Origin of the sequence: Rhizobium sp. BK376 (assembly GCF_004341625.1) — a bacterium.
Classification (GTDB): Bacteria; Pseudomonadota; Alphaproteobacteria; order Rhizobiales; family Rhizobiaceae; genus Rhizobium.
This window is the reverse complement of record NZ_SLZG01000004.1, coordinates 237,953-263,199: the sequence shown is the minus strand read 5'-3', so window position 1 is coordinate 263,199 and position 25,247 is coordinate 237,953. Positions and strand designations below refer to the sequence as shown.

General features: G+C 60.5%; 29 protein-coding genes. 18 read left to right on the top strand and 11 right to left on the bottom strand.

Features of this window, described 5'->3' with window-relative positions; all coding sequences use genetic code 11:
• Positions 1 to 4: 4 nt before the first annotated feature.
• Positions 5 to 1,024, bottom strand: coding sequence for an MBL fold metallo-hydrolase (locus EV561_RS13375; protein ID WP_132522180.1), 1,020 nt, complete (start codon positions 1,022 to 1,024; stop codon positions 5 to 7).
• Positions 1,025 to 1,337: 313 nt separating this feature from the next.
• On the opposite strand from EV561_RS13375, the gene ffh reads away from it, so the two are divergent.
• The 11 genes from ffh (at position 1,338) to leuC (ending at position 10,187) form a co-directional block, all read left to right on the top strand.
• Entirely contained in the window at positions 1,338 to 2,924 is a 1,587-nt protein-coding gene (gene ffh / locus EV561_RS13365; RefSeq protein ID WP_132522176.1) for a signal recognition particle protein, read from the top strand.
• Between the two features lie 17 nt (positions 2,925 to 2,941).
• A complete protein-coding gene (locus EV561_RS13360; protein WP_132522174.1) occupies positions 2,942 to 3,250 on the top strand; it encodes a chorismate mutase in 309 nt (102 codons plus the stop codon).
• Positions 3,251 to 3,299: 49 nt separating this feature from the next.
• Positions 3,300 to 3,665: a 30S ribosomal protein S16 gene (rpsP, locus tag EV561_RS13355; protein ID WP_132522172.1), complete on the top strand. Its 366-nt coding sequence runs from the start codon at positions 3,300 to 3,302 to the stop codon at positions 3,663 to 3,665.
• A 121-nt stretch (positions 3,666 to 3,786) separates the two neighbouring features.
• Positions 3,787 to 4,365 carry a ribosome maturation factor RimM gene (gene rimM, locus EV561_RS13350; protein ID WP_132522615.1) on the top strand — a complete coding sequence of 193 codons (579 nt, stop codon included), beginning with the start codon at positions 3,787 to 3,789 and terminating at the stop codon, positions 4,363 to 4,365.
• A gap of 3 nt (positions 4,366 to 4,368) precedes the next feature.
• Positions 4,369 to 5,079 carry a tRNA (guanosine(37)-N1)-methyltransferase TrmD gene (gene trmD, locus EV561_RS13345; protein ID WP_132522170.1) on the top strand — a complete coding sequence of 237 codons (711 nt, stop codon included), beginning with the start codon at positions 4,369 to 4,371 and terminating at the stop codon, positions 5,077 to 5,079.
• Between the two features lie 246 nt (positions 5,080 to 5,325).
• Positions 5,326 to 5,889, top strand: coding sequence for a 50S ribosomal protein L19 (rplS, locus tag EV561_RS13340; RefSeq protein ID WP_132522168.1), 564 nt, complete (start codon positions 5,326 to 5,328; stop codon positions 5,887 to 5,889).
• Positions 5,890 to 6,034: 145 nt separating this feature from the next.
• Positions 6,035 to 6,832: a transporter substrate-binding domain-containing protein gene (locus EV561_RS13335; RefSeq protein WP_132522166.1), complete on the top strand. Its 798-nt coding sequence runs from the start codon at positions 6,035 to 6,037 to the stop codon at positions 6,830 to 6,832.
• 34 nt (positions 6,833 to 6,866) lie between these two features.
• Complete coding sequence (locus EV561_RS13330) at positions 6,867 to 7,685, top strand: amino acid ABC transporter permease (RefSeq protein WP_132522164.1); 819 nt, start codon at positions 6,867 to 6,869, stop codon at positions 7,683 to 7,685.
• 79 nt (positions 7,686 to 7,764) lie between these two features.
• Complete coding sequence (locus EV561_RS13325; protein WP_132522162.1) at positions 7,765 to 8,130, top strand: hypothetical protein; 366 nt, start codon at positions 7,765 to 7,767, stop codon at positions 8,128 to 8,130.
• Positions 8,127 to 8,483, top strand: coding sequence for a hypothetical protein (locus EV561_RS13320; protein WP_132522161.1), 357 nt, complete (start codon positions 8,127 to 8,129; stop codon positions 8,481 to 8,483). Before EV561_RS13325 ends, EV561_RS13320 begins: the two co-directional genes overlap by 4 nt.
• A gap of 294 nt (positions 8,484 to 8,777) precedes the next feature.
• On the top strand, positions 8,778 to 10,187 hold the full coding sequence (gene leuC / locus EV561_RS13310; protein ID WP_132522157.1) for a 3-isopropylmalate dehydratase large subunit: 1,410 nt from the start codon (positions 8,778 to 8,780) through the stop codon (positions 10,185 to 10,187).
• A gap of 195 nt (positions 10,188 to 10,382) precedes the next feature.
• Here leuC and EV561_RS13305 read toward each other — a convergent pair whose 3' ends face one another.
• Positions 10,383 to 11,213, bottom strand: coding sequence for an aldo/keto reductase (locus tag EV561_RS13305; RefSeq protein ID WP_132522155.1), 831 nt, complete (start codon positions 11,211 to 11,213; stop codon positions 10,383 to 10,385).
• 153 nt (positions 11,214 to 11,366) lie between these two features.
• A complete protein-coding gene (locus EV561_RS13300) occupies positions 11,367 to 11,888 on the bottom strand; it encodes a L,D-transpeptidase (RefSeq protein WP_207910532.1) in 522 nt (173 codons plus the stop codon).
• A gap of 176 nt (positions 11,889 to 12,064) precedes the next feature.
• On the opposite strand from EV561_RS13300, the gene EV561_RS13295 reads away from it, so the two are divergent.
• Together EV561_RS13295 and EV561_RS13290 are read left to right on the top strand one after the other, a co-directional pair.
• Positions 12,065 to 12,748, top strand: a complete 684-nt coding sequence (locus EV561_RS13295; protein ID WP_132522151.1) for a response regulator transcription factor — start codon at positions 12,065 to 12,067, stop codon at positions 12,746 to 12,748.
• Between the two features lie 15 nt (positions 12,749 to 12,763).
• A complete protein-coding gene (locus tag EV561_RS13290) occupies positions 12,764 to 13,219 on the top strand; it encodes a cyclic nucleotide-binding domain-containing protein (RefSeq protein WP_132522149.1) in 456 nt (151 codons plus the stop codon).
• Positions 13,220 to 13,228: 9 nt separating this feature from the next.
• On the opposite strand, the gene EV561_RS13285 is transcribed toward EV561_RS13290, so the two are convergent.
• The 3 genes from EV561_RS13285 to EV561_RS13275 all read right to left on the bottom strand — a co-directional run bounded on the left by EV561_RS13285 (position 13,229) and on the right by EV561_RS13275 (position 15,330).
• Complete coding sequence (locus EV561_RS13285) at positions 13,229 to 14,032, bottom strand: exodeoxyribonuclease III (RefSeq protein ID WP_132522147.1); 804 nt, start codon at positions 14,030 to 14,032, stop codon at positions 13,229 to 13,231.
• 108 nt (positions 14,033 to 14,140) lie between these two features.
• Complete coding sequence (locus tag EV561_RS13280; protein WP_132522145.1) at positions 14,141 to 14,776, bottom strand: NrsF family protein; 636 nt, start codon at positions 14,774 to 14,776, stop codon at positions 14,141 to 14,143.
• On the bottom strand, positions 14,773 to 15,330 hold the full coding sequence (locus EV561_RS13275; RefSeq protein ID WP_132522143.1) for a sigma-70 family RNA polymerase sigma factor: 558 nt from the start codon (positions 15,328 to 15,330) through the stop codon (positions 14,773 to 14,775). The genes EV561_RS13280 and EV561_RS13275 overlap by 4 nt, the downstream gene beginning before the upstream one ends.
• A gap of 229 nt (positions 15,331 to 15,559) precedes the next feature.
• Here EV561_RS13275 and EV561_RS13270 point away from each other — a divergent pair, with 229 nt between their 5' ends.
• The 5 genes from EV561_RS13270 (at position 15,560) to EV561_RS13250 (ending at position 18,409) form a co-directional block, all read left to right on the top strand.
• Positions 15,560 to 15,832, top strand: coding sequence for a DUF2282 domain-containing protein (locus tag EV561_RS13270; protein ID WP_132522141.1), 273 nt, complete (start codon positions 15,560 to 15,562; stop codon positions 15,830 to 15,832).
• Positions 15,833 to 15,878: 46 nt separating this feature from the next.
• Positions 15,879 to 16,157: a DUF2282 domain-containing protein gene (locus EV561_RS13265; RefSeq protein WP_132522139.1), complete on the top strand. Its 279-nt coding sequence runs from the start codon at positions 15,879 to 15,881 to the stop codon at positions 16,155 to 16,157.
• A gap of 112 nt (positions 16,158 to 16,269) precedes the next feature.
• Positions 16,270 to 17,124: a DUF692 domain-containing protein gene (locus tag EV561_RS13260; protein ID WP_132522137.1), complete on the top strand. Its 855-nt coding sequence runs from the start codon at positions 16,270 to 16,272 to the stop codon at positions 17,122 to 17,124.
• A 9-nt stretch (positions 17,125 to 17,133) separates the two neighbouring features.
• Entirely contained in the window at positions 17,134 to 17,904 is a 771-nt protein-coding gene (locus tag EV561_RS13255) for a DNA-binding domain-containing protein (RefSeq protein ID WP_132522135.1), read from the top strand.
• Between the two features lie 4 nt (positions 17,905 to 17,908).
• Positions 17,909 to 18,409, top strand: a complete 501-nt coding sequence (locus tag EV561_RS13250; protein WP_188079937.1) for a DoxX family protein — start codon at positions 17,909 to 17,911, stop codon at positions 18,407 to 18,409.
• A gap of 80 nt (positions 18,410 to 18,489) precedes the next feature.
• On the opposite strand, the gene EV561_RS13245 is transcribed toward EV561_RS13250, so the two are convergent.
• The 5 genes from EV561_RS13245 to tesB form a co-directional block, all read right to left on the bottom strand.
• Positions 18,490 to 19,164, bottom strand: a complete 675-nt coding sequence (locus tag EV561_RS13245; RefSeq protein WP_132522133.1) for an outer membrane lipoprotein carrier protein LolA — start codon at positions 19,162 to 19,164, stop codon at positions 18,490 to 18,492.
• Positions 19,165 to 19,394: 230 nt separating this feature from the next.
• Positions 19,395 to 22,052 (bottom strand): DNA translocase FtsK, encoded by a 2,658-nt coding sequence (locus tag EV561_RS13240; RefSeq protein WP_132522131.1) that lies wholly within the window; start codon positions 22,050 to 22,052, stop codon positions 19,395 to 19,397.
• Positions 22,053 to 22,325: 273 nt separating this feature from the next.
• A complete protein-coding gene (locus tag EV561_RS13235; RefSeq protein WP_132522129.1) occupies positions 22,326 to 23,768 on the bottom strand; it encodes an ammonium transporter in 1,443 nt (480 codons plus the stop codon).
• Positions 23,769 to 23,792: 24 nt separating this feature from the next.
• Complete coding sequence (locus tag EV561_RS13230) at positions 23,793 to 24,143, bottom strand: P-II family nitrogen regulator (protein ID WP_165927798.1); 351 nt, start codon at positions 24,141 to 24,143, stop codon at positions 23,793 to 23,795.
• A 214-nt stretch (positions 24,144 to 24,357) separates the two neighbouring features.
• Positions 24,358 to 25,242 (bottom strand): acyl-CoA thioesterase II, encoded by an 885-nt coding sequence (gene tesB, locus EV561_RS13225; protein WP_132522125.1) that lies wholly within the window; start codon positions 25,240 to 25,242, stop codon positions 24,358 to 24,360.
• Positions 25,243 to 25,247: the final 5 nt, after the last annotated feature.

The following is a 25,247-nucleotide window of genomic DNA, read 5'->3' as shown; positions in this document are numbered from 1 at the left end:
CGCGTTACGGCTTCGGTACGTCGAACACTTCGCCCGCCCGCAGCGGCCGAAAGCGCTCCGGCGCGATTCCCTGTTCACGAAGCGCGGCCTCAAGGGCCGTGACCGGCGCATCGATTGCTTCGTCGGTCAGCTGGAAGGTTGCAAAGTGATGCCCGGCCACATAGGCCGCATCGCAGAGCTGCATGCCCGTCACAGCCTCTTCCGGATTCTGGTGTTGTCCCTTCATGAACCAGCGCGGCTCATAGGCGCCGAAAGGCAGGATCGCGAGGCGAAAGCCGCCATGCTTTTCCTTTGCCGCACCATAGTTGATACCGTCATGGAAGCCGGTATCGCCGATATGATAGATCTTGCCCGCCGACGTGGAGATGACGAAAGCCGCCCAGAGCGCCATGCGGCGATCCCCGGTACCGCGCGCCGACCAATGGTGCGCAGGCTCGGCATCGATCAGGATATCGTTAGAAATTGCGATGCGGTCGCCCCAATCCATTACGTCGATACGCGCATCCCGTGCCGCGCGGCGAATGATCGTGTCGTTGCCGAGCGGCGTGACGATATGGGGCTCGTGTACTTTCTGCAGGCGCTTCAGTGTCGCCAGATCGAGATGGTCGTAATGATTGTGGGAGACCAGCACGAGATCGATCGGCGGCAGGTCCTCGAAACGGATGCCCGGTGGTACGACGCGCCTCGGGCCGATGAAGGAGAGAGGGCTGACGCGCTCGGACCAGACCGGATCCGTCAATATGTTAAGGCCCGCGACCTGGATCAGCATCGAGGCATGGCCGATCATGGTGATGCGCAGTCCGTCGCCATCGATTTTGCGCTCGGGCCTTGCGGGCGAAAAGGGGCTGGCAACGCTTTTCGGCCAGCGTGACCTGTTGCCGCTGAACTGCCATTTGAGCAGCGACCGGGTCGTGCCCGGTCCAACGCCATCGGGATTGAAGAAACGCGTGCCGTCGAAATGGTCTGATATCGGTCCCTGGTAATAGGGATTGCGCTTTTGTCCGCGAGCGGATTTGTCGGTCATGCCTTGCCGTTTCTTCAGTTCAAGTCGATGTGATCTGGGGTGAGGTCGACCGTTTTGAAAGCCCGGCAGGCGGCAAATCCGGCATTTTTGCCGCATTGGGTTGACTTTGCAGTCGCTTTCCTGTTTATCGCGCCAATCTGCGACGAGCTTCAAGACTCCGAGCCGCCGACCGGGACTGCGATCCCGGAGGTCAACATCCGACAGCGCGATGCGCCCTCGGGTGGTTTTTGGCTTTGCGTCTTGTTTTCGTCAAGGAAAAGCACGACGTTTCGGGAACTCCAAAAACCTCCCCGAACGTATCAAGGAAGAGCCGATGTTTGAAAACCTCCAGGACCGTCTTGGATCCATTCTCAATGGACTGACAGGCCGTGGCGCGCTTTCGGAAGCCGATGTTTCCGCAGCGCTGCGTGAGGTTCGCCGTGCGTTGCTGGAAGCCGACGTGGCGCTCGATGTCGTGCGCTCCTTTACGGACAAGGTTCGCGAAAAGGCCGTCGGCGCCGAAATCCTGAAATCGATCAAGCCCGGCCAGATGGTCGTCAAGATCGTCCATGACGAGCTGATCGAGATGCTCGGCGGCGAGGGTGTCGGCGTCGACCTGCATGCGGTTGCCCCCGTCGTCATCATGATGGTCGGCCTGCAGGGCTCGGGCAAGACGACGACCTCGGCAAAGATTGCCAAGCGGCTCACCGACCGCGAGAAGAAAAAGGTGCTGATGGCATCGCTCGACACGCGCCGTCCGGCCGCGCAGGAGCAGCTTCGCCAACTCGGCGTCCACGTGAATGTCGATACGCTTCCCGTCATCGCCGGTCAGTCGCCGACGGATATCGCGGCGCGCGCCGTGCAGGCAGCCAGACTCGGTGGCCATGACGTCGTCATTCTCGACACCGCTGGCCGTACCCATATCGACGAGCCCTTGATGGTCGAAATGGCCGACATCAAGAAGAAGTCGAACCCGCATGAAATCCTGCTGGTCGCCGATAGCTTGACCGGTCAGGACGCCGTCAATCTCGCCCGCAATTTCGACGAGCGCGTCGGCATCACTGGCTTGGTGCTCACCCGCATGGACGGCGACGGCCGCGGCGGTGCAGCCCTTTCGATGCGCGCCGTGACCGGCAAGCCGATCAAGCTGATCGGCGTCGGCGAGCGCATGGGCGAGCTGGAGGAATTCCATCCCCGCCGTATCGCAGACCGCATCCTCGGCATGGGCGACATCGTCTCGCTCGTCGAGAGGGCTGCCGAAAACATTGATGCCGAGAAGGCGGCCGCCATGGCCGCCAAGATGGCCAAGGGCAAGTTCGATCTGAACGACCTTGCCGACCAACTGCGCCAGATGCAGAAGATGGGCGGCATGGGCGGCATCATGGGCCTGATGCCAGGCATGGCCGGCATGAAGGACAAGATGGCTGCCGCCGGTCTCGACGACAAACTGTTCGGACGCCAGATCGCCATCATCCAGTCGATGACCAAGGCCGAGCGCGCCAATCCCGATATTCTCAAGCATTCCCGCAAGAAGCGCATCGCCGCCGGCTCCGGTACCGACGCCGCCGCCATCAACAAGCTTCTGAAGATGCACCGCCAGATGGCGGACATGATGAAGATGATGGGCGGCAAGGGCAAAGGTGGCCTGATGAAGCAGATGATGGGTGGCCTTGCCGGCAAGATGGGTCTTGGTGGCATGGGCGGAATGGGTGGAATGGGCGGCATGCCCGATCTCTCCAGCCTCGACCCGAAGCAGCTCGAAGCGCTGCAGAAGCAGGCGGAAGCCGCGGGCCTTGGAAAGCCCGGTGGTGGCCTGCCCGGCCTCGGCGGCATGGGTGGATTGCCGGGTCTGGGTGGCGCCAAGCTGCCGGGCCTCGGTGGTGGTTTCCCGGGACTTCCCGGTTTGCCGAAGAAGAAGTGAAGAGGATCTACTGCCCCATGATTGATCCAGACATAAAAGCGCAGCTGGTGAACTATCGCCAGTCGATCGACAATATCGATGCTGCTCTCTTGCATATCCTGGCTGAACGGTTTCGCTGCACCAAAGCGGTCGGCGTTCTCAAGGCCAAGTACGACCTGCCGCCCGCCGATCCGGCGCGCGAGGAATACCAGATCGAACGCCTGCGCCGCTTGGCAAAGGACGCCGATATGGACCCGGATTTCGCCGAGAAGTTCCTGAACTTCATCATCAAGGAAGTCATCCGGCATCATGAACAGATCGCAGCGGACCACGCCGCGGCAAAGTGAACCATACCGCCTCACGAAGCGGTCAAGAAAAGCCTAAGGAGTAAAGAACATGGCACTGAAAATTCGTCTCGCCCGCGGTGGCTCCAAGAAGCGTCCGTACTACCACGTTGTTCTCGCCGATGCGCGCAGCCCGCGCGACGGCCGTTTCCTGGAGAACCTCGGTTCCTGGAACCCGATGCTCGCCAAGGACAGCGAAGGCCGCGTTCAGCTGAATGCCGACCGCATCAAGCACTGGCTCGAGCAGGGTGCTCAGCCGACCGACCGCGTTCTGCGCTTCCTCAACGAGGCAGGCCTTGCAAAGCGCGAAGCCAAGAACAACCCGGAAAAGGCAAAGCCGGGCAAGCGCGCTCAGGAGCGTGCTGCTGAAAAGGCACAGAAGGCTGCCGACGCAGCTGCTGCAGCTTCGGCCGAATAATATACGCCAGCAATGGCAAGGGGACGGGTGGCATGGCGACATGCCGCCCGTTTTTTGTTTGCCATTGGCACATGTCTATGAGACAGACGTCATTCACGACAACCAGTCCTCGGCCAAGACCATGACGAAGCTTGAAAATCCGGTATTGATGGCGACCATCGGCGCAGCCCAGGGCTTGAGGGGCGAGGTGCGCGCTCGCGCCTATACATCCGATCCGACGGCGCTCGGCGACTATGGCAATCTTCATACGCTCGACGGTCGCACCTTCGAAGTTCTCGAAATCCGTGAGGCCAAGAACATGGTGGTCGTCCGTTTTCGCGGCATCAACGACCGCAATGCCGCCGAAGCGCTGAACGGGCTGGAGCTTTACGTCGACCGCGACAACCTGCCGGACGAAGAGCTTGATGACGACGAGTTCTTCTATGCCGATCTGGAAGGGTTAGAGGCCGTCGATGAGAAGGGCACGAGCTACGGGACGATCAGCGGCGTCTATGATTTCGGCGCCGGCGACCTGCTGGAGCTCAAGGGGCCGGGCAAGCGTCCGGTGCTCATTCCTTTTTCCGAAGCGGCTGTACTGGAGATTGATCTCGAAGGCGGCACGATTCTGATCGATCCGCTTGCCGCCGGCCTGGTTGACGCCCCCGAGGATATTGCCGGCATGAAGCCCAAGACGCCGAAGCCGGGCAAGTCGAAGAAGTAGGCCATGGCTTTCCGGGCAACCATCCTGACACTTTATCCGGAAATGTTTCCGGGGCATCTCGGCTTTTCGCTCGCTGGTCGCGCGATGGAGCGCGGGCAATGGTCGCTCGACACGCTGCAGATCCGCGATTTTACCACCGACAAGCATCGCACCGTCGATGACACGCCGGCAGGCGGCGGCGCCGGGATGGTGTTGAAGCCGGATGTCCTTGCCCGCGCCATCGACCATGCGTCGGAGGGTGACAGCCGTCCCCGGCTGCTGATGAGCCCGCGTGGCAAGCCTCTGACTCAGAAGCGGGTGCGGGAACTGGCTGACGGCGAGGGCGTCATTATCGTCTGCGGCCGCTTCGAGGGCGTCGACCAGCGCGTCATCGATGCACGCAGGCTCGAAGAGGTTTCGATCGGGGACTATATCCTCTCCGGCGGCGAGCCGGCGGCACTGACGCTGCTCGACGCGATCGTGCGCATCCTGCCCGGCGTCATGGGCAATGATCTTTCCGGCCTGCACGAAAGCTTCGAAGGCGGGCTGCTTGAGCATCCGCACTATACAAGGCCGCAGGAGTGGGAAGGCCGCGAGATCCCGGCCATTCTGACGTCAGGCAATCACGGCGCCATCGCCAAGTGGCAGCGCGAGGAGGCATTGAAACTGACGGCGGAGCGCCGGCCGGACCTGCTCGACAAGCCGGTGGCGCCTACCAAGTCCCCGAAGGATTGAAGCCGGACCCGATCGGCGTCTCTTCTCGAAGAATCCGGCCTGCCGCGTCACAAAAATGTCAGGCAAGGGATGACAAGCCCGGGGCTTTCGTGTAGTAGCGCACGCGGAATGGGTAATAGCCCGTCTGCCAGCAAACAAAGAATGGCGAATTCGCTCCCGGCTGCAAGGCCAAATCCAGAGGCATGGACCAAAGGATGATTGTTGAGCGCTCTGGCTGTTTCAGAAGAACTTGAAAAGGTTAGACCGATGAACATCATTCAGCAGCTTGAGGCCGAACAGGTCGCCAAGATCGAAGCCAAGCGCACGCTTCCCGAATTCTCCCCGGGCGACACCGTCCGCGTCAACGTGAAGGTTACGGAAGGTTCCCGTACCCGCGTTCAGGCCTATGAAGGCGTCTGCATCGCCCGCTCCGGCGGCGGCCTGCAGGAAAACTTCACCGTGCGCAAGATCTCCTACGGCGAAGGCGTCGAGCGCGTATTCCCGATTTACTCGCCGATGATCGAAAGCGTCGAAGTCGTTCGTCGCGGCAAGGTCCGTCGCGCCAAGCTGTACTACCTGCGCGACCGTCGCGGTAAGTCTGCCCGTATCGTTGAAGACACCGGCGTTCGCGCCCGCAAGCTCAACGACGCCGAGCGCGCCGCCGTTGCCGAAGAAAAGGCACGCATCGAAGCCGAGAAGGTTGCAGCAGCCCAGGCGCTCGCAGCCGAGAAGGCAGCAGCCGAAGCCGCAGAAGCGAAGGCAGCAGCTGAAGCCGCCGCTGCCAAGGCTGCCGAAGAGGCTGCAGCAGCAGCCGAGCCGGCCGCTGAATAAGCTTCGAAGCCAGCAAAAATCTTTGCTTGGGAAGGCGGCCTATGGGCCGCCTTTTCTGTTTTTGGCGCTTGCGCGGTGGCATTGATCTTGCCATTGCAATCGCAACTGTGACAGGTTTCTGACGCGCTCATTTGGGGAGATTTTCATGCTGTTCCGCCGCTTTGTTCTCGCAGGGCTTGCAGCCCTTGCTCTTACGCCAATCGCCACCTTTGCCGCCGATCTGCCAAATCTCAAGGGCAAGACCGTCGTCGTCGTCACGGAGAATGCCTATCCGCCGCTGCAGTTCATCGACCCCAAGTCCGGCAAGCAGATCGGCTGGGAATATGATGCGATGAACGAGATCGCCAAGCGGCTGAATTTCAGCGTTCAGTACCAGAACACCAGCTGGGATGCGATGATCCAGGCGGTTTCTGACGGCCAGTACAACATCGGCATGACCGGCATCACCATCAAGGACGACCGCAAGCAGAAGGTCGATTTCTCCGATCCCTACATGCGCTCCGAGCAGTTCATGCTGGTGCGCGGCGACGAAAAGCGTTTCGCCGACGCCAAGACCTTCAGCGCTTTCAAGGATGGTCTCATCGGCGCGCAGCCGGGCACGACACCTTTCTATACCGCCGTCTACGAAGTGCTTGACGGTAACGAGCAGAACCCGCGCATCAAGCTCTTCGAAACTTTCGGCGCGACCGTGCAGGCGTTGAAGACCGGCGACGTCGACGTGGTCCTGACGGATGGCACTGCCGGCAAAGGCTATGTCGACGCATCCAACGGCGGCCTGAAGCTGATTGGCGGCCCGCTCGGCTCCGAGGATTTCGGCTTCATCTTCCCGAAGGGTTCGGATCTCGTGGCGCCCGTCAATGCGGCTATCGCCTCGCTGAAGGCCGACGGCACATTCGACGCGCTGAACAAGAAGTGGTTCCTCGACTACAAGATGGGTCAGTGAGATCGATGTCGGTGCATGAAGCAGGCCCGCTCTGATGGCGCAACCATCGCAAGGCGGGCCCCATATCAAGGGCGACTATCCCTGGTGGCTGGTCGCCCTTATTCTGTCGGCGCTCGGCATTGCCGCCGTCATCGTGACAAGCGATCTCTACGCGCAGGTCTTTAGGACAGTCGTCCAGGGCGCTTGGATCACGATCTTCGTGACGCTCGTTGCTTTTGCGCTGGCAACGGCGCTCGGTCTCGGCATCGCGCTGCTCGGTCTCTCGGACAGCGTTGTGCTTCGGCAGATCGCGCGCTTCTATATCGAGGTGATCCGCGGCATCCCGATGCTCGTGCTGCTGTTCTACGTCGCCTTCGTCGGCGCACCGGCGATCGTGGCGCTATACAACTGGGTGACGGCGCCTCTTGCCGCGAAGGGCTGGACGCAGCCCATGCTGGTGCGGGACCTGTCCCTGATGTGGCGGGCGATCATTGCGCTGATGATCGGCTATGCATCCTTCATCGCCGAAATCTTCCGCGCCGGCTTCCAGTCGGTGGACCAGGGGCAGATCGAGGCTTCCAAGGCACTCGGCCTATCCCGCTTCCACCGCTTTCGCCTCGTCGTCTTTCCGCAAGCGATCCGGGTCATCTTCCCGCCGCTCTCCAACGATTTCGTCTCGATGGTGAAGGACAGCTCGCTGGTCTCGGTGCTCGGCGTTGCCGATATCACGCAGATGGGCAAGGTCTATGCCTCGGGCTCCTTCCGCTTCTTTGAAACCTATTCGATCGTCACCTACATCTATCTCCTCCTGACGATCGGGCTGTCGCTTCTGTTGCGGCAGTTTGAGCGGCGGACGAAACTGCCGCGAAAATGAAGACATCAAGCGAAAATGTCCTATTGCTTTCCGCCTCTGCGCCTTTTTAAGTTGAATAAAATGCGCATGGAGTTGTGGAATGGGATCGGGCGCAGGTCGAATTTTGGCTGCCGCGGGTATTTTGATCAGTTTATGGCCGGCTGCCGCCAGGCCGGCTGAGCTTCCCGTTTTCCAGGGCTATTGCGAAGAGATGTCGCAGCGAGCGCTAAATCCTGCTCAGGGCTTCCTCGCTTACATCCAATGCACGACTCAAGAAAATCGCGCGAAAGCGCAACTGGCGCGGCACTGGTCATTGGTGACGGACAGCGACATGAAGATCTGCTCGAAATATAAAGGTACGAAGAATGAAATTCGCTCTTACCTTGATCTGATGGGTTGCGTAGCCAGATTGGTCGGGCAGCGATGCTATTCCGGCGAAGTGAGCTGCGGCGGAATACCTCTATGATGACCCCGCTGGCGAGAATCCTGACTTCTGCGGTGGCGATCACCGTATTTTCGGTTTCGGTTTCCAACGCAGGGTATGGCGCGACCTTGCCGAACTATACCGACGCTTTCTGCCGTCGCCTCACGTCGAAGATGCTTGATCCCGACGAGAAGAGGATCGAGACCAACGGTTGCCTGCAAGATGAGGCAAAGGCGCAGAAGCGGCTGACGGATCATTGGTCGATTACGACCGATGCGGCTCTTGCTCGTTGCCAGATCACAAGCAGCAACTCTTACAGAGTACTCGAGGGTTGCCTCTCTCAAGATGCCGGATGGAGATGCTTTCGCGGTGAGCTCGATTGCCAGTGGAATTGAGTAGAAGGATTCCTATTTATTTCGGAGAGACTGGCGATTACGGCACGCCAAGCAGAGCACAAGGTCGTTGTTGCCGTTCTTTCGAAAAATTGGTAAGAGCACCGATCATGGAATCGAAGTTCAGATGCATCGGCGGGGGAACTTTCGTGCTGCAGGACCATAAGCGCCTGCCGGCCCGTTTCTTTGCGATGATTTCGGGCGCGCTCAACAGCCGACTTAGCTGATCACTCCCGAGGCCGGCGGGCCTATCCGCCATTTTTCCCATTTTCAGACAGCCAATATGGATGATTAGCCATGAGCGCACCGCGTACTCTCTATGACAAGATCTGGGACGACCATCTGGTCGATCAACAGGATGACGGCACCTGTCTTCTCTATATCGACCGTCACCTCGTTCACGAAGTGACGTCGCCGCAGGCCTTCGAAGGCTTGCGCATGTCGGGCCGCAAGGTCCATGCGCCGCAGAAGACGCTTGCGGTCGTCGACCACAACGTTCCGACTTCCGCCGACCGTCATCTCGGCATCAAGAACGAGGAAAGCCGGATCCAGGTCGAGACGCTGGCGCACAATGCCGCCGAATTCGGCGTCGAATATTACTCGGAGAGCGACAAGCGCCAGGGCATCGTCCACATCATCGGGCCGGAGCAGGGCTTTACCCTGCCGGGCATGACGATCGTCTGCGGCGACAGCCACACTTCGACGCATGGCGCCTTCGGCTCGCTGGCACACGGCATCGGCACGTCTGAAGTGGAGCACGTCCTGGCAACCCAGACGCTGATCCAGAAGAAGGCGAAGAACATGCTGGTGCAGGTCGACGGCCAGCTGCCGCCCGGCGTCACCGCCAAGGACATCGTACTCGCCATCATCGGCGAAATCGGCACGGCCGGCGGCACCGGCTACGTCATCGAATATGCCGGCGAAGCCATTCGCTCGCTTTCGATGGAAGGCCGCATGACGATCTGCAACATGTCGATCGAAGGCGGCGCCCGCGCCGGCCTGATCGCCCCTGATGAAACGACCTTCGAATATATCAAGGGCAAGCCGCGTTCGCCCAAGGGCGAAGCGCTGGAGCAGGCGATTTCCTACTGGAAGACGCTGAAGACCGACGAAGGCGCTCATTATGATCGCGTCGTCACGCTCAACGCTGCCGAACTGCCGCCGATCGTATCCTGGGGCTCCTCGCCGGAAGACGTCATCTCGGTTCAGGGCATCGTTCCGAATCCGGACGAGATCCAGGACGAAACCAAGCGTACCTCCAAGTGGCGTGCGCTCGACTATATGGGCTTGAAGCCGGGCACGAAGATCACCGACATCGCCGTCGATCGCGTCTTCATCGGCTCCTGCACCAACGGTCGTATCGAAGACCTGCGGGCTGCCGCCAAGGTCGTCGAGGGCAAGACCGTTGCCTCGACCGTCGACGCCATGATCGTTCCGGGCTCCGGCCTCGTGAAGGAACAGGCGGAAGCCGAAGGCCTCGACAAGATCTTCAAGGCAGCCGGTTTCGACTGGCGCGAGCCGGGCTGTTCCATGTGCCTTGCCATGAATGACGACCGCCTGAAGCCGGGCGAGCGCTGCGCGTCCACCTCGAACCGCAACTTCGAGGGCCGTCAGGGCTTCAAGGGCCGCACGCATCTGGTCTCGCCGGCCATGGCTGCTGCGGCGGCGATTGCGGGTCACTTTGTTGACATTCGTGAGTGGAGGTGAGTGATTGAAACGGTGTCCCCTTCTTCCCTTGGGGAGAAGGTGGCCCGAAGGGCCGGATGAGGGGTTCTCGAACGCTGCATCCGGCGTTTAAATTCGCGCGGCCAAAATGCCATTCGCCGCTTGCGCTCTGGGAACCCCTCATCTGCCTGCCGGCATCTTCTCCCCAAGGGGAGAAGACACGCGTGGCTCCGCTCCTCAAAAAGTTGCCGTATACGGATCCGGCCCCATGCGAGCGCCGGCCGAATCTAGCTTGGCAATCGCAGCCATGTCGTCGGCGTCGAGCTTGAAATCGAAGACCTGGAAATTCTCTTCGATACGCGACGGGGTCACGGATTTCGGGATAACGACGAGGCCGGTGTCGATGTGCCAGCGGATGATGACCTGGGCCGGCGTCTTGCCGTGCTTCTTGGCGATATCGCCGATAACGGCGTTCGAGATGAATTTGCCCTGGCCGAGGGGGCTCCAGGATTCCGTGACGATCTTGAGCTTCTTGTGTGCTTCCTGCGCTGCCTTCTGCTGGAAGTCGGGGTGAAGCTCGATCTGATTGATGACGGGTACGACGCCGGTGTCGCCGATGATGTGGTCGAGGTGGTCAGGATAGAAGTTGGATACGCCGATCGACTTCGCCCTTCCTTCTTCCTTGATGCGCACGAAGGCTTTCCAGGTCTCGCGGTAGAGACCGCGATGCGGCGACGGCCAGTGGATGAGATAGAGGTCGACATAGTCCATGCCGAGCTTCTTCAGGCTGCCGTCGAAGGCGCGCAGCGTGCTGTCGTAGCCCTGATCGGGATTGCGCAGCTTCGTCGTGATGAAGATATCGCCGCGAGCGATGCCGGATGCGCGCACGCCTTCGCCCACGCCCTGCTCGTTGTCGTAGCCGGAGGCGGTGTCGATATGGCGATAGCCTGATGCAATCGCGGCTTTAACGGTGGGGGCGGCGATATCTTGCGGGGTCTGCCAGACACCCAGGCCAACCTGCGGGATCGTGTTGCCGTCGTGGAACGTGATGGAAGATTGCTCGGTCACAATATTTCTCCGAATGACTGATATGCAATGAAATGCTGGCGGTTCGAAGGTTTGAGGCTCCGGTATGTGCCTGCGGGCGAGGGCTGCCCGCCTTGTTATATAGGCGCCGTACCGGATTTATTACCTTAGTCGATCAAGAGGCGCGATCCATTCTCAAATTATCCTGACGAGATCTCCCTTGCGCATGTGGCGGATCAGCCGCTTCATGTCGGGGAGGCTGACCGCGATGCAGCCCGCTGTCGGCTCGTAGCCGGGGCGGATGAGATGGAAGAAGATCGCTGAGCCGAGATTGCGGCGGCGCGAGCTGATGTTCCAGTCAAGAACGAGGCAGATGTCGTAAAGGCCGTCGCTGCGCATCATCTCCTCATGGCTGGGCTTGAAAGGCGCCTTGACTGGCTTGTTGTAATTGGCGTCATCGGGCTGATCGCACCAGAGCATGTTTTCGGCGGTCCGTTTCATTGGCAGCGGCGTCTCAAGGAAGCGGACCCGGTCGCCGCGGGTGAAGCCGTAAAGCAGCTTCATTGCGGCAATCGGGGTTGCTCCGTCGCCCTCGCGCTTGATCACCGTCCGGCCCGAGCGGCCGATCGCTGCCGGCACGGTCAGGCCACCGAATTGCACGATTGCACGGTTGCCGTGGCCGGGTGCCTTGCGCACCATGATCGTCCGCGGCCCTATCTTTAAGCCCCGCCTTGTTTTTTCCATTTTTCTCACATGTTTTTGCTTTGCCTGTGATTTGTTTTGAAATCATAGCAGTTTCAATCGCGTGCCAAAGGCACAACCTTGGCCCGGCTTGTCAAAAGCGCAATTTGGCGTAGGACTGAGTAGATAGAACCCACGAGGATCAGAACCGCATGACCGCACGCACCATTCTGCTGGTGGATGATGATAACGACCTGCGCGAGATGCTGGTCGAGCAATTGTCGCTTTATGAAGAGTTCTCCGTCCTGCAGGAAGCAACCGCCGGCAAGGGTGTCCAGGCGGCACGCGCGACCCCCGTCGACCTGCTGATCATGGATGTCGGCTTGCCCGATATGGATGGCCGCGAAGCAGTGAAACTGCTGCGCAAGAACGGTTTCAAGGCGCCCATCATCATGCTGACCGGCCACGACACCGATTCCGATACGATTCTCGGTCTGGAGGCCGGAGCGAACGATTACGTCACCAAGCCCTTCCGTTTCGCCGTGCTTTTGGCTCGTATTCGCGCGCAGCTGCGCCAGCACGAGCAGAGCGAGGACGCAACCTTCACCGTCGGTCCCTATCTCTTCAAGCCCAGCCAGAAGCTGCTGACGACGGATGACGGCCAGAAGATCAGGCTCACCGAGAAGGAAGCGGCGATCATCCGCTATCTCTATCGCGCCGATCAGAAGGTGGTTACCCGCGACGTGCTTCTGGAGGAAGTCTGGGGCTATAATTCCGGCGTCACCACGCACACGCTGGAAACCCATGTTTACCGTCTGCGCCAGAAGATCGAGCGCGATCCGTCCAATGCCGAAATCCTCGTCACCGAGAATGGCGGCTACAAGATCATTCCGTAAGCAGAAGCATTTACAATGGCGTTGATCGATGACATCCGGCTGCTGGAGCGCGTGCCCCTCTTTCAAGGCATGGGCGAGGAGCCGTTGCGGCTGATCGCCTTCGGCGCCGACCGGCGGCAGATCGGGGCCGGGCATGCGCTGTTTCGCGAGAAATCACCGGCCGAATGCGCCTATGTGGTGACGCGCGGCAGTTTCGAGCTTTCGACGGTGGCAAAGGACGGCACGTCCAAGGTGGAGGCAGTCGCCGGTGCCGGCACGCTGCTGTCGGAACTTGCCCTGGTGACGCTTGTGGAGCGCAAGTTCACGGCGGTGGCTGCGGAGGATTCGGATGTCATCCGCATCACCCGGTCGCTGTTTCATCGCCTGATCGAAGAGTATCCCGAAGCGGCGCAGCTGATCGAGAACCGCATTCGCGAAAATATCGCCAACATGGCGCGCCAGGCGGCCGCCATGCTGCATCGGTTCTCTTAGGTCCGGATATCAGAGATTGAAGTGCGCGATCACGGGCACGTGGTCGGAGGGGCGATTCCAGCCGCGCGCTGCCTTCAGGATATCGATCCGCTGCAAGAGCGGCCCGAGATCGGATGACGACCAGATATGATCCAGGCGGCGGCCCTTGTCGGCGGCTTCCCAATCCTTGGCGCGGTAGCTCCACCAGGTATAGAGCTTTTCGCTCGCAGGAACGTGCTGGCGCATCAGGTCCAGCCATGAACCGCGCTTCATGACGTCGATCAGTCCGTCGGTTTCAACAGGCGTGTGGCTGACGATCTTCAGAAGCTGCTTGTGCGACCAGACATCGTGTTCCAACGGCGCGATGTTGAGATCGCCGACGAGAATGGCTGAGGTGTTCGGCTCGGCATTGGCGTGCAGCCGCTTCATCTCTTCGATGAAATCAAGCTTGTGGCCGAATTTCGGATTGATCGCGCGATCCGGCTCGTCACCGCCTGCCGGCACATAGAAATTGTGCAGCCGGATGCGCCGTCCGCCGCGCTCGAAGATTGCTGAGATATGCCGAGCATCGCCGACGCCGCAGTAGTCCTGCCGGTGATCCTCGGTCAGCGGGATGCGCGAGGCGATCGCGACGCCGTGGTAGCCTTTCTGGCCATGGATGATGATATGTTCGTAGCCCATGGCCCGAAGCGGCGACAGCGGAAACAGATCGTTCGGAACCTTGGTTTCCTGCAGGCAGAGGATATCCGGCCGATGCTGCATGACAAGCTGCTGGACGATCGGCATTCTCAGCCGGACCGAGTTGATATTCCACGTCGCTATCGAAAAGCTCATATGCCGAGGCCCCTTATCCCAACCCGACAAGGGGTTTAGACCGGGACGCCGGCAAAGAAAATGGAGATGTTGAAATTATCCTTTGGTCCGGCGGCTATTCCACCGCCGTCACCAGCGAAGAAGGCGGCGGCCGAGGAAATAGCCCACTGTCGTGACGATCGTTATCGCCAGCGTGTACCAGGTACCGAGGAAAAGCGGGCTGTCATCCGGGCAGTGCCAAGCGTAAATCGCGGCCGCAATGCCGCCCGCCGCAAGGCCGGCGACGGCGCCCGCAAGGCCGGGCTTCTCGGGCGCTCCTTCTCTCAGGGCCAATAGAAAGCCGGCTAAAGGTGCGATCGAGAGAATGGGGATAAACATGACGCAGAAGGCGGCATATCTGCCTACTAGGCGGGTTTGCCAGCTTCCCGACGGAATGACGGTGATTTCGGCGATGACGGCGGCCAACAGCAAAACAAGGGGAAGCAGCAGCGACCAGCTTCTGAGCTTCAGCGGCGCGGCCGGCCGGCCGATCTGGAAGACGAGGCGTCCGGCGACAACGGCGAGGATGAAGGTTTCGCTGACCTTGAACAGAACGCGTACCGTCTCGATCGCGCTTCCCATGTCGCGGCGGATGCCGATCGTCGAGAGCAGGATGACCACCGACAGGACGACACCGATCAGCAGCGCATAGCTCAGCGCGCGGCCGAGCCGCATGCGCACCGGCGCATCTTCCGTCAAAAGGCTGATCAGATCATCGGTCTTCACTCGTTTTCACTCCGGTACAAGGTGGCCAGCGACTTCAACGCGCGATGAAGTGCGACACGAACCGCACCCTCCGTCATCTTAAGCCTCTCGGCCGTTTCGCGCACGCCCGCTCCCTGGATGGAAATGGAGCGGACGATATCGCGCTGCGGGTCTCCCAGTCTCTGCAACAGGTTTTCGGCATCGAGCCGATCCAGATTGTCGGTCTGCTCTTCCGCCTCCAATATATTCACCACATCCTCGATCGGCACATTCACATGCCGGCCGCGGCGTCGCAGGCTGTCGATGAGCTTGTTGCGCACGATCGTCGACAGCCATGGTCCGATCGGGCGTCCGGGATCCCAGGTCCCGCGCTTCAGATGAACGGCAAGCAGCACTTCCTGGACGACGTCCTCGGCCTCGCTCATCGGTGCGCCGAATTGATCGCATCGTCGGCGGGCCATGGAACGCAGGTGCGGCGTCACGGCGGACAGAAAACGGCTATAGGCCTGGGTGTCGCCCGCCATTGCGGCACGCATCCAGTCCGCCCATTCCCTTTCACGCGCCGAATAATTCACCCGACATTATCCTCTACGAACGGGCACACGCTTTTGTTACCGATAGTCCCAAATTAATTTCCGGAACGTTGAAAACCCTTGGCCGCCAAGCCTTTTCTCCTGTGATTGCGAGAACGACAAGGCAATTTGCAGAAAAAAATGCGTGAGCCGCTGTAACACCGTCTCCGATGCCTCCGTAGACCCCAATGCAAGCCGATGACGGCTCGCCTTTGTAAACGGAGACAGATCCATGAAAAACAGCATCATTACCCTCGCAATCGCCGGTTCGCTGGCCTCTGCGCTTGCTTCCGTCGCTGTTCCCGCTTCGGCAGCCGACAGCTCCGCCAAGGAAAAGTGCTACGGCGTTGCCATGAAGGGCCAGAACGACTGCGCCGCCGGCAAGCATGATTGCGCCGGCAAGTCGACCATGAGCTACGACAAGATGTCCTTCAAGCTCGTTCCGACCGGCACCTGCATGTCGATCAAGACCCCGAAGGGTCACGGCTCGCTGACCCCGGCCTGATCTGCAGCCCCATCGCCCCCGAACCATTCATTATCCGGAGTTTGTCATGACAAAAGTTCCCGCAGTTGCCCTCGCAGCCTCCGTTGCTGCTGCACTCACGCTGCTCGGCAGCGTTCCGGCTTCCGCCGCGCCGAAGGAAAAGTGCTACGGCGTCGCCCTCAAGGGCGATAACGATTGCGCCGCCGGACCGGGCACCACCTGCGCCGGTACCGCGAAGGTCGACTACCAGCAGAATTCCTGGAAGCTCGTACCGGGCGGAACCTGCGAAACGACGAAGACGCCGAACGGCCACGGAACCCTTACCCAAGGACCGGCTCCCGTCTGATCCGCTTTCCTCCGATTACGGCCTCTGCTCAAGGCCAGATCTGAAATCCGCAAAGACGGGCGGCGCCGTTTCGGCCGCGCCGCCGTCCCTCGAGCACCGAAGGAGATTGGTCATGAAATCGTCCCAGCTTCCCCGCCGCGCCGGGGTGGGCTTCAAGCCCGAACATTTCCCCAACATCAATGCCGCGCCGCAGCCGGTCGGCTTTTTCGAGGTGCATGCCGAGAACTACATGGGTGCCGGCGGTCCGCCGCACGCCCGGCTCGGCAAGCTGCGCGAAGACTATGCGCTGTCGATCCACGGCGTCGGTCTCTCGATCGGCTCGATGCAGCCACTCGACAAGGACCATCTCGCTCGCCTGAAGGTCGTTTGCGACCGCTACGAGCCTGAAAGCTTTTCCGAGCATCTCGCCTGGTCGACACATGACACTCTATTCCTGAACGATCTGCTACCGCTTCCATATACCGAGGCGACGCTTGCCCGTGTCTGCGAGCATATCGACGAGGTCCAGACGCTGCTGTGCCGTCAGATGCTGCTCGAAAATCCGGCCACGTATCTTCTCTTCGAGGAGAGCACCATCGACGAAACGGATTTCCTGGCGGAAGCCGTTCGGCGCACCGGCTGCGGCCTGCTGCTCGACGTCAACAATGTCTTCGTCGCTTCGACCAATCACCGGATGGATCCGCGAGACTATCTCTCTCGCTTCCCGGTGCAGTCGGTCCGCGAGATACATCTGAGCGGCCATTCGGAAACGGTCGACGACGCAGGCGCAACGCTTTTGATCGACAGCCACGACACGCCGGTCAAGGATCCGGTCTGGGCGCTCTATGAAGAGCTGATTGCCCGAACTGGCCCGATCGCAAGCCTCGTCGAATGGGACAATGACGTTCCCGAGTGGCCGATACTACGCGCAGAAACGGAAGCGGCCAACGCCATCCTCGAACGCGCTGCCAAGCGCCACGCCGCGTGAGGATCAGCGATGTCCGTTGCTACCCAGACAAATTTTGCGGCTGCCCTGATGGATGTGGGCAGCTCTGTTCCTGACGGGCTGATGGCCTGGAACGGACCGCGCCCCGAGCGCCGGTTCGGCGTTTATCGCAACAATGTCGCCGTCGGGCTGATGGGCGCCATCGCGTCGCGTTTCCCGATGGCCGAGAAGATCGTCGGCAAGGAGTTCTTTGCTGGAATGGCGCATGAATTCATTCGCCTGCACCCGCCGCGCTCGCCGCTGCTTCTTGCCTATGGCAACGATTTCGCCGATTTCGTCGAGACTTTCGAGCCGGCGCGCGAAGTCGCCTATCTGCCCGATGTGATCCGGCTCGAGGCTGCGCGCAGTCGTGCCTATCATGCCGTCGACGCCACGCCTCTCGACATGGCACTCCTTGCCGCGGTCGAGCCCGAGCGGCTGGCAGGCCTGCGGTTCGACATGCATCCGTCCATCACCATTTTTCGCTCGATGTACCCGGCTTTGACCATCTGGGCGATGAATGCCGGTGAGACGGAGCTGGCCCCCGTCGAAGATTGGATGGGCGAAGATGCGCTTGTCGTCCGGCCCTTCATGATCGTGGAGGTGCTTCGCCTGCCGCCCGGCGGAGCCGCTTTCCTTCAGTCGCTCGAATCAGGATCGGATCTTGCTGCCGCCGTTGAAGCCGCGACCACTGAGGCTGCCGATTTCGACCTTTCCGCCAACCTTGCCGGCGCCCTTCAAGCCGGCGCCTTCGCTTCCATTCGCCAGGAACCACTGGAGTAGCCCCATGAAGAACGAGATTATGATGTCGCCTACAGCGCCGATGGCTGGGCAGAGCATGCCGCAGAAGCTCTACGGCATGCTCAGATTGCTCGACCGGATTCCGCATGATCTGATCGCGCTGATTTCGCGCCTGTCGATCAGCGCCGTCTTCTGGCAGTCAGGCCAGACCAAAGTCGACGGCTGGCATGTCACGGACAATGCGGTCTATCTGTTCGAGACCGAATACAAGCTTCCCTTCATCGATCCCTGGATCGCTGCGCATATTTCCGCTTTCGCGGAGCATTTCTTTCCGCTGCTTTTGGTGCTTGGTTTTGCCAGCCGGCTTTCGGCGCTCGCGCTGCTCGGCATGACCCTCGTCATCGAGATCTTCGTTTATCCCGACGCCTGGCCGACGCATGGCACCTGGGCCGTATGCTTCCTGGTCATCATCGCAGGCGGCCCGGGCCGGGTGTCGATCGATCATTTCATCGCAAGGCATTTTGGACGGATAGCGGGCGGTCGCTGATCGAAACAGGGACCGATAATGATTGAAGCCCGCTTCGGATGAGGCGGGCTTCAATCTATAAAGATCTATTGGAACGGCGCTTATCGGCTGCGCGAATTCAGGTCGCCATAGGGAATGCGAAAGACGCTTTCGTCGAACGAGACGTTGGACTTGACGTTGTTGATGACAACTGACGTGTCCTTGCCCTGATTGTCCGTCACCGTCCACTGGCGCAGATCGTAGCTCTTGGAATCGAACATCATCGTGATCGTCGAATCGCCGAAGATGGTGCGGCTGCCGAGTACGATCGTTGTAAGCGCCGGCTCCGCCTTGACGCTCCGAACCATGTCCGCCGAAAGATCGATCTTGCTTGCGAGCAGGAGGCTGAGCGGCGTTTTCGACAGCGGATAGGTATCCCAGGTCTTCAGCTGGACATTGCCGACAACGACGTTGCTGCCGTCGGCTATCACACGCATCGGCGAGGGGCTATCATAGTTGAAACGCAGCTTGCCGGGACGCTCGATGAAGAACTTGCCGCTCGTCTGGTCTCCGCGCGGTCCGAACTGGACGAACTCGCCCTGCATCGTTTTCACGGCGGAAAAGTGATCGGCGATCGCCTGCGCCAGCCCGGGGCTGACGGCGGCGGCTGCGGACGCCTGGGCAAATGCATGAAGGGGAAGGGTCGCCACGACAATGGATGCGCCCAGCAAATGGCGGCGCGTCATCGTTAGGCTCTTCGAGAAGCCTGCTGCGTGGCGGGCATCGGTCTTTTTCATTAGAGTCTCCTTTATGCACTTCCCATGGCGCCGAATCCCGGCGTCTTCATGGCGCGCCATTACCCCAGATATAGGGCGTCTTGTGACGATGCCGAGATATGCGGGGGTCCATGACGCGCAATTTCGGTTTCTAGAGCGTTTTCGCTTTTCTTCGAATCGCAAAACCGCTCCATCTTTTGGTTTCACGCAATTCCGAACGCAAAACCGCAAGCACTTTTGCTGGAATTGCTCTAGCGGTCGAGAATGTCCGATTCCGTCGGCACGAGGATTTCGCGTTTTCCGGCATGGTTGGCCGGGCCGATCAGACCTTCCTGCTCCATGCGCTCGATCAGCGATGCGGCCCTGTTATAGCCGATGCCGAGACGGCGCTGGATGTAGGAGGTCGAGGCCTTTCCATCGCGCAGTACGATCGCCACGGCCTGGTCGTAAGGGTCTTCCGAATCCGACAGGGTGGCGGTGCCGGCGGGTCCGCCGCCTTCGTCGTCATCGTCGTCATCCGCCGTGATGGCATCGAGATATTGCGGCGAGCCCTGCGTCTTCAGATAGGAGACGATGTCCTCGACCTCGCCATCGGCGACGAAGGGGCCATGGACGCGCTGGATGCGTCCGCCGCCGGCCATATAGAGCATGTCGCCCATGCCGAGTAGCTGCTCGGCGCCCTGTTCGCCAAGGATGGTGCGGCTGTCGATCTTCGACGTCACCTGGAAGGAGATGCGGGTCGGGAAGTTGGCCTTGATCGTGCCTGTTATAACGTCGACCGAGGGGCGCTGGGTTGCCATGATGACGTGGATGCCGGCCGCACGGGCCATCTGTGCCAGGCGCTGAACCGCACCTTCGATATCCTTGCCGGCGACCATCATCAGGTCGGCCATTTCGTCGATAATGACGACGATATAGGGCATGGGCTTCAGGTCAAACTCTTCCGTCTCGTAGAGCGCCTCGCCGGTATTGCGGTCGAAGCCGACCTGCACTGTGCGGGAAATCGCCTCGCCCCTGGCAAGGGCCTGTTCGACGCGGGTGTTGAAGCCGTCGATGTTGCGCACACCGATCTTCGACATCTTCTTGTAGCGCTCTTCCATCTCGCGCACGGTCCATTTCAGCGCGACGACGGCCTTCTTCGGATCGGTGACGACGGGCGAGAGCAGGTGCGGGATGCCGTCATAGACGGAAAGCTCCAGCATCTTTGGGTCGATCATGATCAGGCGGCACTGCTCCGGCGTCATCCGGTAGAGCAGCGACAGGATCATCGTGTTGATCGCGACCGACTTACCGGAACCGGTCGTACCGGCGACCAGCAAATGCGGCATCTTGGCGAGATCGGCAACAACAGGCTCACCGCCGATAGTCTTGCCGAGCGCCATGGCGAGCTTCGCTTTGGAATTCTCGAAATCGCGGGAAGCAATCATTTCGCGCAGATAGACGGTCTCGCGAGTGGCATTCGGCAGCTCGATGCCGATCGCGTTGCGGCCTGGGACCACGGCGACGCGGGCGGCGATCGCGCTCATGGAGCGGGCGATATCGTCGGCAAGACCGATGACGCGGGAGGACTTGATGCCGGGCGCCGGTTCCAGCTCGTAGAGCGTCACGACCGGGCCGGGGCGGACGTGGATGATTTCGCCGCGAACGCCGAAATCTTCCAGCACGCCTTCCAGCATGCGGGCATTCTGCTCGAGCGCGTCCGCCGAAAGCGTCGAATCGCGGACGATCGTCTTCGGCTCGGCCAACAGATGGACCGCCGGCAGCTGGAACCCCTGGGGACGGATAAAGGATGTCTGCGCTTCGCGTTCGGCCCGGATTCCCGGCTTCGGTCGTGGCGCTGCCGGGATAACTCGATGGCCGGCATGGGGATCCGGAGGGCCCTTGCCGGGCGCCGGGCTGATTGCCCACTCGTCATCGTCATCGGGCAAAATATCTGCCGGGCGGGGCGGATCCCGATCGAAAGGCGGATCGTCATCCTCGTCTTCGTCGTCGAGGCTGATCGAAGGGGCCGAAACGACGCGGCGAGACGGGCCATCCATCGACGGCTCCATGCGTTCGCCGCGGGAAATCGGCGCCTTGGCGCGTACCGGCTCGTTCAGGGTGCCGAATTCGTCGTCGTTGAAGTCGTAAGGGGCATCGAAGGCATGGTCACGACGCTTGCGCGGGCCCATGCCGAAGACGCGACGCATCCGTGCCTGCATATTGTACCAGGAATGCATGAGCGCGCCGAAGGCGAGGAAGCCGCCGCCATCTTCCTCATCATCCTCGTCGCCGACTGTGCGGGCACGGCTGGGCAGATCGTCGAAATCCTCGTCCTCATCCTCTTCCGGCTCTGTCCGGCCGACGATGCCGGCGGCAAACAACATGAGCCAGGCGGTCGGCACGGCAAAGATGCAGCCGAGGATGGTTGCGAAAATACCGCTCGGATAGGCGCCGACGAAGAGCGCGGGAAACCGGAGGATCATGTCGCCGATCACGCCGCCGATACCGTTCGGGATCGGCCATGTCAGCGGCGCAGGGAAGCAACCGACGCAGGCAGCCGAGACGACCGTACCCAATCCCCAGGCGCCTAGGCGCGCCGGAATGCGATAGATTCTGCGGCCGGAGATGAGAGCAAGCGCCCAGGCAACGATGGGCAGCATGGCGATCACGCTTGCAAGGCCCAGTGCTTGCATCACGATATCTGCGAAGGCGGCGCCGCTGCGGCCGAGGATATTCGTCGGCGCGTTGCTGGTTGCGTAGGAGTAGCTCGGGTCCATCACGTTCCACGTTGCCAGCGCGGCTACCGCCAGCGCCAGCAGGAAGAACATGGCAAAACCGGCAAGGCCGGTAACCTGCCGCCAAACGAATGCCGAGAGCGAGAAGCGGTCGGGACGACCGCCCATCGCTACCGAATTTCCTCTGCTCATATTGTCCAGCCCGCCTAAAGTCGAAGGAACGCGAATCGGCGAATGCCGATCGCCTGATACGTCAGCTCTACCTAATCAGAGGAGGGTTAATGGCATGTTAACCATCCAATCCCGCTTGCTGCGGCGTGGAAAAAATGGCGTTTGCTGAAGGTGTGGACAATAAAAAAGGCCCGAACCTTTGGGAGTTCGGGCCAAAAGCGGCTTATCTTCATAAGACCGCGACGGGAGGTTCAGCGAGGCCGGGGTCGTTGCCCCGGCATCGCAAGCTCTCAATTAGGAAGCGTGGTAAGCGGCTTCGCCATGCGAGGCGAGGTCGAGGCCTTCGCGCTCGGCTTCGACAGGCACGCGCAGGCCGACGATGACGTCGACGACCTTGTAGAGGATCGCCGAACCAATACCCGACCACAGAAGCGTGGTCAGAACACCCTTGGCTTGGGCGAGGAGCTGGGTCGCGGTGCCCGGGTAGCTGGCTGCGAAGTCAGCCGTCGAATAGTCGACGATGCCGGTGCCGTTAAGGGCAGGATTGACCAGGATGCCGGTTGCCAGAGCGCCGAAGATACCACCGATGCAGTGTACGCCGAAGACGTCGAGGCTGTCGTCGTAGTTGAACTTGTTCTTCACGACATCGACGAAGAAGTAGCAGATCGGCGAGACGAGCAGACCGAGGACGATGGAGCCCATCGGACCGGCGAAGCCGGCAGCCGGGGTAACGGCGACGAGACCAGCGACGGCGCCCGAAGCAGCACCCAGCATCGAAGCCTTGCCGCGGGTGAAGGTTTCGACGATGCACCAGGAAACGGCTGCTGCTGCCGTGGCAACGAAGGTGTTGATCATTGCGAGCGAAGCGTAGCTGTTGGCTTCCAGGTTGGAACCAGCGTTGAAGCCGAACCAGCCGACCCAGAGCAGCGATGCGCCGACCATGGTGAGCGTCATCGAGTGAGGAGCCATGATCTCCTTCTTATAGCCGGTGCGCTTGCCGAGCATGATCGCGCCAACCAGACCGGCAATGCCGGCGTTGATGTGAACGACCGTGCCGCCTGCGAAGTCGATCGCGCCGAAGCCGAAGACCATGCCCGACGGAGCCGTATAGGCGCTCGGACCACCCCAGAACCAGACCATGTGAGCGATCGGGAAGTAGATGAAGGTGACCCACAGGATAACGAACAGCATGACTGCCGAGAACTTCATGCGCTCGGCGAAAGCGCCGACGATCAGGCCGGGCGTGATGGCGGCAAAGGTCATCTGGAAGCAGACATAGGTCAGTTCCGGAATGCCGACGCCCTTGGTGAAGGTCTCGACGAGATCCTTCGGATCGGTGCCGACGCCTGCCAGGAAGGCCTTTGAGAAGCCGCCGACGAACATGTTCATCGAGCCGCCGTCCGTGAAGGCGAGCGAGTAGCCATAGACGCACCAGATGATCATCACGACAGCCGTGATCATGAAGACCTGCATGAGAACGGACAGCATGTTCTTGGCGCGAACAAGGCCGCCGTAGAACAGGGCAAGGCCGGGAACGGTCATGAGGAGAACGAGGACGGTGGAGACCAACATCCAGGTGTTGTCACCCTTGTCCATGGTAATGGCCGGTGCTGCTGCCGCGGCGGCCGGTGCAGCGGCTGGAGCCGCCTGCTGCGCGAGCGCGATCGCCGGCGCAAGGAGAGCTGCGGAAACCGCGCTCACCCGAGCAAGAGTGGAAGAAAGCTTAGGAAATGACATGCAAATAACTCCCTGATGGCCGTATTACAGCGCTTCTGAATCGGTTTCGCCCGTACGGATGCGCACGGCATGGTCAATCGAGTAGACGAAAATCTTCCCGTCGCCGATCTGCCCGGTCTTGGCAGAGGACGCGATGGCTTCGACCGCCTTGTCGACAGTTTCGGAGGCGACTGCGACTTCGATCTTGAGCTTCGGCAGGAAGCTGACCGCATATTCGGTGCCGCGATAGATTTCGGTATGCCCCTTCTGGCGTCCGTAGCCCTTCACTTCGGTCACGGTCAGGCCCTGAATGCCGACAGCGGTGAGGGCTTCGCGGACCTCATCCAGCTTGAACGGCTTGATAATGGCCATCACAATTTTCATCTGGTTTCCCATCCTTTGTTTATCCTCGGCGCGGAGCCGACTCTCCTTGACGCTGGTGATCAATTGAACAGCGACCGGCGATAGACATTCAAAGGGCGTGCCAGATTCGAAGTGGCATTATAAGTTATTGAAAAGTAAAGAAATTAAAGTATGGATCCATTTTACATGCAATTGATCGGTCAATAAGCGCACAAATAATGCGCAAATTTATAAACAAGCATTTTATTTAGGCATTTGCCTTTTTCCGGATCAGGCCCTCCTGGGCCACGGACGCAATCAGGACACCGGATCGCGTAAAAAGGCTACCTCTCGTCATTCCGCGTGCGCCCGAGGCGCTTGGACTATCTTGCGTATAGAGCAGCCAGTCGTCGAGCTTGCAGGGACGATGGAACCACATGGCGTGATCCAAGCTTGCGACTTGAAGGCTTTGGTCGAAGATCGATGTTCCGTGGGCAAAGAGGGCCGCATCCAGAAGCGTCATGTCGGAGAGATAGGCAAGAATTGCGGCCTGATACGTCCTGTCCTCCGGGACCGGACCTGTTGCCCGCACCCAGACATCCTGTCTGGGATCAAGCTTGGTGTTGGAAAAATAATGGGTAAGCGAAACCGGTCGGATCTCGATCGGGCGCTCCCGCTCCCAATAACGGCGGATCGGTTCCGGCGCGTGCGCAAGATAGCGCTCCTTGATCTCCTTTTCGCCGAGCAGCGTCTCGGGTGGCGGGACATCCGGCATAGAGATCTGATGGTCGAAACCCTCCTCCTCGATCTGAAAGGAGACAGACATGGCGAAGATCCCCTTGCCGTGCTGAATGGCAAGCACTCGCCGTGTGTTGAAGCCCGATCCGTCGCGCAGACGCTCGACCTGATAGACGATCGGCACGGAGGGATCACCGGGTCGCATGAAATAGGCATGCAGCGAATGCACGAAGCGATCAGCCTCCACGGTCCGCTGCGCCGCGATCAACGCCTGGCCGATGACCTGGCCGCCGAAGACGCGTTGCCAGCCGACCTGCGGGCTGTTGCCGCGAAACAGATTGACCTCGATAGGCTCCAGATCGAGCGTCGCAATCAATTGCTCCATGGCGGTCGATTTTGCAGGTTCGCGCGGCATTTTGG